The organism is Janthinobacterium sp. 64, from assembly GCF_002813325.1.
Lineage (GTDB): Bacteria > Pseudomonadota > Gammaproteobacteria > Burkholderiales > Burkholderiaceae_D > Janthinobacterium.
Genome location: NZ_PHUG01000001.1, coordinates 5,996,963 through 6,009,385, shown reverse-complemented (window position 1 = coordinate 6,009,385; position 12,423 = coordinate 5,996,963). Strand labels below are relative to the sequence as shown.

The 12,423-nt window shown below is 62.5% G+C and carries 9 protein-coding genes; all 9 read left to right on the top strand.

Translation table 11 applies throughout. The annotated features are described in order from the left end of the window. The first annotated feature begins 276 nt into the window (after positions 1 to 276). The 9 genes from CLU91_RS26520 (at position 277) to CLU91_RS26480 (ending at position 12,416) form a co-directional block, all read left to right on the top strand. Positions 277 to 1,497: a maltoporin gene (locus CLU91_RS26520; protein WP_100876499.1), complete on the top strand. Its 1,221-nt coding sequence runs from the start codon at positions 277 to 279 to the stop codon at positions 1,495 to 1,497. A gap of 291 nt (positions 1,498 to 1,788) precedes the next feature. Next, positions 1,789 to 2,799: a substrate-binding domain-containing protein gene (locus tag CLU91_RS26515; RefSeq protein ID WP_100876498.1), complete on the top strand. Its 1,011-nt coding sequence runs from the start codon at positions 1,789 to 1,791 to the stop codon at positions 2,797 to 2,799. Positions 2,800 to 3,060: 261 nt separating this feature from the next. Then, positions 3,061 to 4,698, top strand: a complete 1,638-nt coding sequence (locus CLU91_RS26510) for an alpha-amylase family glycosyl hydrolase (RefSeq protein WP_100876497.1) — start codon at positions 3,061 to 3,063, stop codon at positions 4,696 to 4,698. A gap of 218 nt (positions 4,699 to 4,916) precedes the next feature. Beyond that, positions 4,917 to 6,002, top strand: a complete 1,086-nt coding sequence (locus CLU91_RS26505) for an ABC transporter ATP-binding protein (protein ID WP_100876496.1) — start codon at positions 4,917 to 4,919, stop codon at positions 6,000 to 6,002. Between the two features lie 109 nt (positions 6,003 to 6,111). After that, the gene (malE, locus tag CLU91_RS26500) at positions 6,112 to 7,332 is read left to right on the top strand and encodes a maltose/maltodextrin ABC transporter substrate-binding protein MalE (RefSeq protein ID WP_198521413.1); all 1,221 of its coding nucleotides are present in this window, start codon (positions 6,112 to 6,114) and stop codon (positions 7,330 to 7,332) included. A 128-nt stretch (positions 7,333 to 7,460) separates the two neighbouring features. Continuing rightward, positions 7,461 to 8,972, top strand: coding sequence for a maltose ABC transporter permease MalF (malF, locus tag CLU91_RS26495; RefSeq protein WP_100876495.1), 1,512 nt, complete (start codon positions 7,461 to 7,463; stop codon positions 8,970 to 8,972). A 9-nt stretch (positions 8,973 to 8,981) separates the two neighbouring features. Continuing rightward, the gene (gene malG / locus CLU91_RS26490; RefSeq protein ID WP_034783032.1) at positions 8,982 to 9,872 is read left to right on the top strand and encodes a maltose ABC transporter permease MalG; all 891 of its coding nucleotides are present in this window, start codon (positions 8,982 to 8,984) and stop codon (positions 9,870 to 9,872) included. Position 9,873: 1 nt separating this feature from the next. Continuing rightward, positions 9,874 to 11,508 carry an alpha-amylase family glycosyl hydrolase gene (locus CLU91_RS26485; RefSeq protein ID WP_100876494.1) on the top strand — a complete coding sequence of 545 codons (1,635 nt, stop codon included), beginning with the start codon at positions 9,874 to 9,876 and terminating at the stop codon, positions 11,506 to 11,508. Next, the gene (locus tag CLU91_RS26480; protein ID WP_100876493.1) at positions 11,505 to 12,416 is read left to right on the top strand and encodes a carbohydrate kinase family protein; all 912 of its coding nucleotides are present in this window, start codon (positions 11,505 to 11,507) and stop codon (positions 12,414 to 12,416) included. The genes CLU91_RS26485 and CLU91_RS26480 overlap by 4 nt, the downstream gene beginning before the upstream one ends. Positions 12,417 to 12,423 lie beyond the last annotated feature (7 nt).

The following is a 12,423-nucleotide window of genomic DNA, read 5'->3' as shown; positions in this document are numbered from 1 at the left end:
CGCCACTTGCTGTATGTGCTGGCCAGCATCACCACCGCCTCGGCCCTGCTGATCCTGGCATTCCTGCGCCATCCGGCCGGCGCCAGGGCGGACAGCACCGCCCTGCCCACCGTTGATGTTTCTCCGCAACACCTCAAAAGTTTCAAGGAATAAAACTAGTTTACTGATCAAAGCGCTTTGAACTATACTCAAAGCGCTTTGAAACATAACTAAAGCGCTTTGGTTGTGCGAAGTTATGCGCACCGATCCCACACCTATAAAAACACTGGAGACGCAATGAACAAACATTTCTTGAAAACTTTGCCTGCCGCCGTGGCCTTGGCCTTGAGCGCTTCGGCTGCCCAGGCCGCCCTGCCGATCGATTTCGGCGGCTACATCCGCTCGGGCTTCGGCACCAGCAGCGAAGGCGGCAAGGAAGCGTGTTTCGGCCTGGCCGGCGCCTCGTCCAAATATCGTCTGGGCAATGAGTGCGAAACCTACGGCGAGCTGAAATTCGGCGGCGAAGCCTTCAAGGCTGCCAACGGCACCACCTTCCGCATCAATACCCTGGTGGCGTTTTCCGTCAACCAGAACCAGGACTGGGAACAATCGGACCCGTCGTGGCGCGAAATGAACGTCGTCGCCGACAAGATCGGCACGGGCGCCTTCGCCGAAGCGCGCGCCTGGGTCGGCAAGCGCTACTACGACCGCCAGGACGTGCACATCACCGATTACTACTTCTGGAATAACAGCGGCCCTGGCGCCGGCCTGGAAAACATCGACCTGGGCGCCGCCAAGCTGGCCTACGCCGTCGTGCGCACGGCCGACGACAAGGACAGCAAGCGCATGGGCCTGTCCCACGACTTGCGCTTTTCCGGCATCAAGGTCAACCCGGACGGTGAACTGACCCTGGGCCTGCAATTCAATCAGAAACGCAACGCACAAGGCGCAGCCCCCATCGCCAGCGGCCACTTGCTGACCATCATGCATACACAAGGCAACCTGCTGGGCGGCTTCAACAAGGTGGCATTGCAGTTCGGCAAGGGTAGCGCCGCCAACACGGGCGGCTTCAGCCTGGGCGCCGACAAGGACGACAAGGTCGTGCGTCTGACGGAACAGATCATGATCCAGCCCAAAGGCGCCTGGTCGGGCATGGGCACCTTCGTCTATGAAGACAAGGAAACGGCGGGCGTCAGCAGCAAGTGGACCTCGATCGGCGCGCGTCCCGTCTACCACTTCACGGACAACTACAGCCTGGCCGTGGAACTGGGCCACGACATCGTCAAGCCGGAAGGCGGAGAAAGCCGCAACCTGACCAAGCTGACGATTGCCCCGCAACTGTCGGCTGGCAACAGCTTCTGGTCGCGCCCCGTGCTGCGCGCCTTCTACACCTACGCCAAATGGAACAAGGCAGCCCAGTCGGCCGCCGCCGCGGAAACCGCGCTGTCGTCGACGGGCGTGTTTGGTGGCAAGACCAACGGCAGCTCGGTTGGTTTCCAAGTGGAAAGCTGGTGGTAATCGCAGGCCTCTAAAACATTGGCAAGCATCCATAGATGCTTGCCAATGGCAGCAACACCGCCCGCTCATCCAGGGGCAAGGAATATCCGGACCCACCATTTCGCCGCTGCACGCGATGGCCGGCAGCTTCAATGTAGTGATTCAGCAGTATCCTCTTTTAGCGCGGGCGCCCCTGGGTTTGCCCGCGTATTTTTTTGGGCGCTGCCGCCGCCGGTCATCCCCCTGATCATTCCGGCATTTATCAGATAAACTACTCTGCATCGCTCCCGATCCACCCCAGACGCAGCATCCATGAACCTCAAAAATCTCGCCAAAACGCTAGGAATATCCGAAACCACCGTCAGCCGCGCCTTGAATGGCTATCCGGAAGTGAGCGAACGCACACGCGAGCGGGTGCTGGCCGCCGCGCAGGCCGCCGGTTACCGCCCCAATCCCATGGCGCGCAGCCTGGCCGTGGGACGCACGAATATCGTCGGCATCATCTACCCGCTGATGCCGAACGACCTGGCCGACCCCATGTTCATCGACATCGTGGGCGGCATGTCGGAAGCGCTGGAAGCGCAGCAGATGGACATGATGATCGCGCCCGCCTCGGCCACCAATGAATTCCACACCTATCAACGCATGGTCAAGGGCCGCCGCATCGATGGCCTGATCGTCGGACGCACGAAACCGTACGACGAGCGCATCGCCTACCTGGCGCAGCAGCGCATGCCGTTTGTCGCGCATGGCCGCACGCAGCTGAACCAGCCGCACGCCTGGTTCGACTATGACAACGAGGCCGGCATGCGCCTGGCCGTCGAGCGCCTGGCGCAGCTGGGCCACCAGCGCATCGGCCTGATCAGCGCCACGCCGGACCTGAACTTCGTGCGCCAGCGCGTCGACAGTTTCCAGCACGCCATGCAGGCGGGCGGCCTGGCCGTTGACCCGGACAACCTGGTCGACAATGCCCACGACCGCCGCGCCGGCTACCAGGCCATGCAGCGCCTGCTGGCCCGCTCGCCCCGCCCTACCGCCGTCATCGTCGACAATCACATGTCGGGCGTGGGCGCCGTGCGCGCCCTGCTCGACGCGGGCATCGCCATCGGCAGCGAGATGTCGCTGATCGTCTGGGGCGTGATGGAAGATTCCCTGGCCGGCCACAACGTCACCACCGTCGTCCAGCCCGACCCGCGCGGCGCCGGCGCGAAGATGATCCACATGCTGCTGGCCCTGATGGACGGCACGCCCGTTAGCGACTTGCAGGAACTGTGGCCGTGCGAACTGTTGCCGGGGGAGTCGGCGGGCCCGGTAATTAGGTAGTTAAATATTGCATTGGCCCGCAGCAGAAAGCTGGGGTCAGACCCGCCGGGTCTGACCCCGGTCCTCCCACCTTGTTGTCCTGAATCACCCTCATAAAAAAATCGTATGTCTGGCGCGTGTATCGCTTTACTTTTCAAAGCGCTTTGAACTATACTCATTTCATACCCAAAGCGCTTTGAATTTTAAAATAAGACGTTCGCCTACCAACCAGCAGCGCCGCCCTGATAGCCAAGGCTACAGGCAACTTTTAAGAAATCATTCATGCCGACCATCCAGAACAATCTCGCCCACCTGCCCGCCGACTGGTGGCGCAGCGCCGTCATCTACCAGGTCTATCCACGCAGCTTCCTCGACAGCAATGGCGACGGCATCGGCGACTTGCCCGGCATTACCTCCAAGCTCGACTACATCGCCGCCCTGGGTGCCGACATCGTCTGGATCTCGCCCTTCTTCACGTCGCCGATGAAAGACTTCGGCTACGACGTGGCCGATTTCTGCGATGTCGATCCCATGTTTGGTACTTTGGCCGATTTCGACCGCCTGGTGGCGCGCGCCCATGAACTGGGCTTGAAAGTAATGATCGACCAGGTGCTGTCGCACTCGTCCGACGTCCACCCATGGTTCGTGGAAAGCCGCTCCAGCCGCGACAATCCCAAGGCCGACTGGTATGTGTGGGCCGACCAGAAACCGGACGGCACGGCGCCGAACAACTGGCTGTCCGTGTTCGGCGGTTCCGCCTGGCAATGGGAGCCGCGCCGCGGCCAGTACTACCTGCACGATTTCCTCGTCAGCCAGCCCGACCTGAATTTCCATCATCCGGCCGTGCAGCAAGCGCAGCTGGACAACCTGCGTTTCTGGCTGGAACGCGGCGTCGATGGCTTCCGCTTCGATTCCTGCAACTTCCCGTATCACGATCAATTGCTGCGCGATAATCCGCCAGCCGCCCAGCGCGACGCGAGCAGCGTATCGGCCATCAACCCGTACGGCATGCAGGCGCACGTGTACGACAAGACGCAGCCGGAAAACATCGCCTACCTGCAGCGCGTGCGCGCCGTGCTCGATGAATACCAGGCCATTTCCATCGGCGAAGTGGGCGACGACAATGCGCTGGCCACCATGGCTGCCTACACGGGCGTCGACAAACTGCACATGGCCTACAGCTTCAACTTGCTGACGGCGGAGTTTTCCGCCGCGCACATCCGCACCCAGGTGGAAGAGTTCGAGGCGCAAGTGGCCGACGGCTGGGCTTCCTGGTCTGTGGGCAACCACGACAGCGTGCGCGTCATGACGCGCTGGGGCGGCGAGAATCCATCGCCCTCGCTGGCCAAGGTGGTGCTGGCCGTGCAGGCCGCGCTGAAAGGCACGCCGTGCCTGTACCAGGGCGACGAGCTGGCCCTGACGGAAGCGGACATTCCTTTCGAGGCGCTGCAAGACCCGTACGGCATCCCGTTCTGGCCACAGTTCAAGGGCCGCGACGGCTGCCGCACGCCGATGCCGTGGGTGGCCGATGCGCCGCATGGCGGTTTCAGCAATGCCAAACCTTGGCTGCCCGTGCCGCCCGAGCATCTGGCGCGCGCCGTCGACGTGGAAGAGCGCGATAGCGCCTCGCCCTTGACGTTTGCGCAGAACATCCTCGCCTGGCGCCGCACCCTGCCGCAATTGCTGCGCGGCGATATCGTCTTCTTCGATGCGCCAGAACCCGTGCTGGCCCTGCGCCGCGACTTGGCCGGCCAACCGTCCGTGCTGGCCGCCTTCAACCTGGGCACCGAAACGGTCACGTTTGACTTGCGGGCCGCCGCAGCAGCGGCCGACCTGGCCGGTCACGGCTTGCCAGGCAGCAAAGATGGCCAGCAGATCAGCCTGCCCCCGCATGGCGGCTGGTTCGGCACCCTGGCGTAAATCGCAGGCTTTGGCGGCCATGCCGCCAATTACAATAACGAGCCCCGCGCATCAGCGGGGCCGAACAACAGAGTATCAGTGCTTGGCAAAATCGTAGCGAGCGGATGAGAGTTGTGGCTGAGAAGCGCAGCTGTGCGAACGCACAGTGAGCATCGCCAGCCGCAAATCTCGACGCGCAGTAGATTTGGCCAGGCACATTCAGTGAGAGTGAGGACGACATGGCTGGACTGAAATTAGCAGGGCTGAAAAAGGCATATGGCGACGTGCAAACCCTGCACGGCATCGACCTGGAGATCGCCGACGGCGAGTTCATGGTCTTCGTGGGCCCGTCGGGTTGCGGCAAATCGACCTTGCTGCGTAGCATATGCGGCCTGGAAGAAATCAGCGGCGGCGACTTGTATATCGGCAAGACCCGCATGAACGATGTGCCGCCTGCCAAGCGGGGCATCGCCATGGTCTTCCAGAGCTACGCCCTGTACCCGCACATGAGTGTGGCGCAAAACATGGCCTTCGGCCTGAAACTGGCCGGCATGAACAAGGTGCAGATCGCCGACGCCGTGCAGCGCGCCGCGCAAATCCTGCGCATCGAACCATTGCTGGAACGCAAACCAAAAGACTTGTCTGGCGGCCAGCGCCAGCGCGTGGCCATCGGCCGCGCCATCGTGCGCAAACCCGACGTTTTCCTGTTCGACGAACCGCTGTCCAACCTGGACGCCTCCTTGCGCGTGCAGATGCGCATCGAACTGGCGAATCTGCACCGCGAATTGCGCTCAACCATGATTTACGTCACGCATGACCAGGTCGAAGCGATGACCCTGGCCGACCGCATCGTCGTGCTCAACGCGGGCCGCATCGAGCAAGTGGGCGCACCGCTGGAGCTGTACCACCATCCGGCCAACCTGTTCGTGGCCGGCTTCCTCGGTTCGCCCCGCATGAATTTCCTCAAGGGCAAGATCCACAGCTATGCCGACGGCGTGGCCACCATCGCCACCAACGCGGGCGGCATGCTGCAAGCCGTGTTGACGCAGCCATTGGCCAGCGGCACCCCCGTCACCGTCGGCGCGCGTCCCGAGCATGTGCAAGCGTGCGCGCCCGGCGCCACAGCCGCCATCACGGCCAGCGTGCAGGCGGTGGAAAAACTGGGCGACATCAGCTATCTGTATGTGCAGGTAGCAGGCGGCGACGAACCGCTGGTGGTGCGCGCCGATGCGGAAACGGACTGGGCCATTGGCCAATCCGTGGCGCTGCAAGTGGCGCCGGCCCGCGTCCACGTGTTCGACGAGCACGGCCAGACCCGTACCTGATTACGCATTTAAGGGGCCAGGCGCTACAGGCGCCGCCTGGCCTGGTTGCATCGTTTCAGCCTTGATACTCAACATAAACTTAGCATAAAAAAAGATACTGGAGATTGACATGTCCTTCACGCACCCGAAACGCAGCTTCATCAAAACCACCCTGATCGCCGCCGCCCTGGCCGGCATCGGCAACCTGGCCGCCGTCAGCATGGCGCACGCGGCCGAAGCAGGCACCCTCCTGATCTGGATCAATGGCGACAAAGGCTACAAGGGTCTGGCCAAGGTCGGCGAGGAATTTACCAAGAAGACGGGCATCAAGGTCGTCGTCGAACACCCGGAAGATGCGCCGAACAAATTCCAGCAAGCAGCGGCCGCCGGCAAGGGCCCGGACATCTGGATCTGGCCGCATGACCGCATCGGCGGCTGGATCGACGCCGGTTTGCTGCAACCAGTGACGCCAAGCAAGGAAGCGCGCGCCGCCATCCTGCCGCTGGCCTGGAACGCCTTCACCGTGGGCGGCAAGACCTGGGGCTATCCGATCTCCATCGAAGCCGTCGCCCTCGTCTACAACAAGGACCTGGTGCCGAATCCGCCCAAGACCTTCGAGGAAATCGCCGCGCTGGACAAGAAACTCTCGGCACAAGGCAAGAAAGCCATCCTGTGGGATTACACGAATACCTATTTCACGTGGCCTTTGCTGGGTGCGGGCGGCGGCTTCCCGTTTGAAGTCAAGTCCGACGGCCGCTACGATGCGGCCAAGACGGGCGTGAACAATGCCGGTTCGCAGGCGGGCGTGAATGCGCTGATGACCCTGATCAACAGCGGCGCCATGCCGAAGGGCGCCGGCTACGCGGAAATGGAAGCCGGTTTCAACCAGGGCAAGATCGCCATGATGATCAATGGCCCATGGTCGTGGGACAATGCGCGCAAATCGAAGATCAATTACGGCGTGGCAACGATTCCTACCGTGGCAGGCAAGACGGCCACCCCATTCGTGGGCGTGCTGGGCGCGATGATTTCGAAAGCCAGCCCGAACAAGGACCTGGCGACGGAATTCCTGGAAAACCAGATGCTGCAGCTCAACGGCTTGAAAACCATCAACGCCGACGTCCCGCTGGGCACGCCAGCGAACAAGGTACTGTTCGCGGAATTGAAAGCCAATCCGAACATCCAGGCGACGATGGAAAGCGCGCAAGCGGGCCGCCCGATGCCGAACAACCCGGAAATGGGCCGCTTCTGGTCGTCGATGCAATCGGCGCTGGAAAACATCACGCAAGGCCGCCAGACGACCAAGGATGGCCTGGACGCGGCGGCGAAGCGGATTACGACCGCCAATTAAGCCATATTTTGTTTGAGCGTAGGTCGGATTAGCGTGTAGCGCGTAATCCGACATGTGCCGCCAACAATGTTGTCGGATTACGGCCCTTTGGGCCTAATCCGACCTACGTATCATTACAGGTATCCATCGTGCGCAAGTTTATCGGCCCTACGGTATTGACCATCAGCATGGCGCTGGGTCTGTATCTGCTCTTCATGTTGTACATTTCCGGCCAGACCATGCTGGCCGCCGTCTTCCTCGGCTTGCTGACCCTGACGACGTTCGTCTTCACGTCGCCGCGCGCCTATGCCTACCGTTATCTGTTTCCCGGCATCACGGCGGTGATCGTCTTCGTGCTGCTGCCGATGGTGTACACGGTGTCGATCGGCTTTACCAATTTCAGTTCGCGCAACCTGCTCACCTATGAACGGGCCACGCAATATTTGCTGGACGAGACGCAGCGGGTGGAAAGCGCCGGCTATGCGATGACCGTGCATGCCGACAACAAGGAATACCGCTTGCGCCTGGAAAGCCCGGACACGGGCGAAGTGCTCTTGACGCAGCCGCTGGCCCTCAAGCGCGCCGTGCCTTTGACCGTGGAAGTGGCGCCGGCTGACCCCGTGCAGGCGCCCGTGCTGGCCCCGCCGCTGGGCATCAAGGACATCATCGCCCTGCAAAAGGATATCAAGCTGCTCACCCTCGTGCTGCCGAACAAGATCGAGCTGCGCATGGTGGGCTTGCGCGAATTCGGCCCTGTCGCTCACGTCTACAAGCAATTGCCGGACAAGACCTTGAAGAAGATCGCCACGGGCGAACTGGTCACGCCGAACTTCAAGACGGGCTTTTATGAAATGCCGGACGGTAGCAAGCTGGAACCGGGCTTCAAGGTCAACGTGGGCTTCGCCAACTTCGTCAAGATTTTCTCCGACGAAGCGTTCCGCGGCCCCTTCCTGCGCATTTTTGTCTGGACCATCGTTTTCGCCCTGATCAGCGTGGCCACGACGACAGGCCTGGGCATGGTATTGGCTGTACTGCTGAACTGGGATGCGCTGCGCTTCCGCGGCCTGTACCGCACCCTGCTGTTCCTGCCCTACGCCGTGCCCGGTTTCATTTCCATCCTGGTCTTCAAGGGTTTATTTAACAATAACTTCGGCGAAATCAACCTCGTGCTCGACGCCCTGTTCGGCATCAAGCCCGCCTGGTTCTCCGATACCACCCTGGCCAAGGCCATGATTTTGATCGTCAATACATGGCTCGGCTACCCCTACATGATGGTCGTGTGCATGGGCTTGATCAAGGCGATTCCGTCGGACCTGTACGAAGCCTCGGCCCTGGCCGGCGCGGGACCGCTGACGAATTTCTTCAAGATCACCCTGCCATTGATCATCAAGCCGCTGACGCCGCTGATGGTGGCCAGCCTGGGTTTCAATTTCAACAATTTTGTGCTGATCAGTTTGCTGACGGGCGGGCGTCCCGATTTCCTCGACACGACTTTACCGGCCGGCACGACGGACTTGCTTGTGTCCTACACCTACCGCATCGCGTTCGAGGATTCCGGCCAGAACTTTGGCCTGGCCGCCGCCATCTCGACGCTGATCTTCTTCCTCGTGGCCGCGATTTCGCTGGTCAACATGCGCCTGACGCGCATGAACAAAGCATAAAGGACAGCCATGGCTATCGTTGTCGACCGTTCCAACCGCTGGCGCATCCTGGCGGCCCACGTCGCCGTGATCGCGCTGATCGCGCTGGTGATGTTCCCCTTCCTGATGATCTTGTCGATCTCCCTGCGCCCCGGCAACTTCGCCTCGGGCAGCCTGATACCGCCCGAGATCAGCTTCGAGCACTGGCGTCTGGCGCTGGGCATGTCTTACCAGGCGCCCAACGGCGCCCTCGTCGAGCCGGACTTCCCCGTGCTGCTGTGGCTATGGAATTCCATCAAGGTGGCCAGCATGAGCGCCACCGTGACCGTGCTGCTGTCGACCACCTGCGCCTATGCATTCGCGCGCATGCAATTCCGCTTCAAGTCGCAGACCCTGTCCGCGCTGATGCTGCTGCAGATGTTCCCCGCCGTGCTGGCCCTGGTGGCCATCTACGCCATCTTCGACGTGCTGGGCAGCTACGTGCCATGGCTGGGCATCGACCACCACGGCAGCCTGGTGCTGGCCTACACGGGCGGCATCGCCCTGCACATCTGGACCATCAAGGGCTACTACCAAACCATCCCCATCGAGATCGAGGAAGCGGCCAAGGTCGACGGCGCCACGCAATGGCAGGCCTTCATCTACGTGCTGCTGCCGATGACGGTGCCCATTTTGATGGTGGTATTCCTGCTGTCCTTCATCGGCGCCATCATCGAGTACCCGATCGCTTCCGTGCTGCTGCATGAACAAAACAACCTGACCCTGGCCGTCGGCTCGAAGCTGTTCCTGTACGAGCAAAAATACCTGTGGGGCGACTTCGCCGCGGCAGCCATCTTGTCCGGCTTGCCCATCACGGCCGTGTTCCTGCTGGCGCAGAAGTGGATGATCTCCGGCCTGACGGCTGGCGGCGTGAAGGGCTGACATGAAGACCGTGCTGACCGCCCTCGCCGCTTTGCTCGTCAGCCTGCCGGCGCAGGCGGGCAGCTTCGCGGACAACCCCATCGTCTACTTCGCCGTGACAGACCGCTACGCCAACGGCAATCCCGGCAACGACCACAGTTATGGCCGCGCGGCCGACCCGCAAGGCGGCGACGTCGGCAGCTTTCACGGCGGCGACATCGCCGGCATCACGCAGCAGCTCAAGGCCGGCTATTTTCAAGAGCTGGGCGTCAACGCGCTGTGGATCACGGCTCCGTACGAGCAGATCCACGGCTGGGTGGTGGGCGGCAAGCAGCAATTCCAGCACTACGCCTACCACGGCTACTGGGCGCTCGACTACACGACGATGGATGCAAACATGGGCACGCGCGAAGAATTGCGCGAGATGATCAACACGGCCCACGCGCAAGGCATCCGCGTGCTGTTCGACGTGGTGCTCAATCACCCCGGCTACGCGGACCTGCGCACCCTGGCGCAGTACAAGGTGCCCGTGCTGTGGCCCGGCCATGAAAAGGCCACCCTGCGCGATTATCACAGCTTCATCGACTACAACAACTTCGCATTCGCGCAGTGGTGGGGTCCGGACTGGGTGCGCGCGGGCTTGCCCGGCTATTCCGATGGCGGCAAGGACGACTACACGATGCAACTGGCCTACCTGCCCGACTTCCGCACGGAAAGCGGCAAGGCCGTGGGCTTGCCGCCCATCCTGCAACACAAAGCCGACACGCGCGCCGTGGCCCTGCCCGACACCACCGTGCGCGGTTACCTGGTCCACTGGCTGGCCGACTGGGTGCGCGAATTCGGCGTCGACGGTTTCAGGGCCGACACCGTCAAGCACGTGGAGCCAGCCAGCTGGCTGGCCCTGCGCGCGGCCGCCACCGATGCCCTGGCCGACTGGAAGGCGCGCCACCCGCAGCAGAAAATCGACGATGCGCCATTCTGGATGACGGGCGAAGCGTGGGGCCATGGCCCCGAGCGCAGCAGCTGGCATGACGCTGGCTTCGACTCGATGATCAATTTCGACTTTCAAAGCCGCGCTGGCGGCGACTGGAAAAGCATCGATGGCGTGTACCGCCAGTACGCGGGCTTGCTGAACAAGAGCCCGGGCCCCCGCTACGACATCCTGTCGTATATCTCCTCGCACGACACCAGCCTGTTCCCGCGCGACCGATTGAAGCATGGCTTGTCCGCCCTGCTACTGGCGCCGGGCGGCGTGCAGCTGTTCTATGGCGATGAAAGCGCGCGCCAGCCTGGCGCGGCGCCCGTCGGCGACGAACAGCAGGCCACGCGCTCCGACATGAACTGGTCGTCGCTGGACGCTGCCACCCTGACGCATGCGCGCAAGCTGGGCCAGTTCCGGCTGCGCCACCCTGCCCTGGCGCGCGGAAAGCACAGATTAATCCATGAACAGCCGTATGCGTTTGCCCGCGTGATCGATGGCGACGCCATCATCGCCGTGCCCGAAGCACAGGGCGCCATCTCGTTGCAGGTCCACGGCGTGTTCGCGGACGGCACCCCGCTGCGCGACGCCTATACAAACCAAACCTACATAGTCAAGGACGGCGCCGTCGCGGTACACGCGGCCGGCACCGTCCTGTTAGAAAAGGCAGCACCATGAGCAGCTATGACATTTTAGTGGTCGGCGGCGCCGGCATCGACACAATAGTGCGCGTCCCCGACCTGCGACTGCCCGTCGCCGATTCGCTGCACGTGCCGCCCATCCGCGACTACGTGGCGCACACGGGCAATGGCGTGGCGCTCGGTTGCCACGCGCTGGGCTTGCGCTGCAAGTTCATCGATTTCATCGGCGACGATGCGCAAGGCGCGGCCATCCTGCAGCGCTACAAGGAAGCCAAACTCGATTTCTCGCACATCGTCGAACCCTCGGGCACGCGGCGCAGCGTCAACCTGGTCGACCCGCAGGGACGCCGGATGTCGCTGTACGACGGCCGCCACCCGGAAGACCTGCGCATGCCGGCCGCCTTTTATCTGCCCTACCTGGGACCGGCGCGCCACGCGCACTTTTCCATCATGGGCTGGGTGGCCGAACTGTTTGACGATGCGCTGGTGTGCGGCACCACGGTGTCGACCGATCTGCACGACTGGGACGGCGTCAACCCGCACCACAGGACATTCGCGCTGCGCGCCGACCTGGTCTTTCTCAGTACGGCCGCGCTGGACGAGCGTCGCGACGACGTCATGCGCGCCATCATCTCGCAAGGCCGCGCGCAGGCAGTGATCGCCATGGCCGGCGCCGACGGCGCCTACGTGCTGGAACGCGCCAGCGGCGAAGTGCGGCACTACCCGACGGCAGGCTTGACGCTGCCCGTGGTGGACACGAATGGCGCGGGCGACTCGTTCGTGGCCGCCTTTTTGCACGCCTGGCTCGGCGGCGCGGGCATCGACGCCGCCATGCGCCGCGGCGCCATCGGCGGCGCATTCGCCTGCGCCCAGCATGGCACGCATGAACGGTTTATCGGCCAAGCAGAGCTGCATGACTTATATCAAGACAGCACTAGCTTATGACTTAATA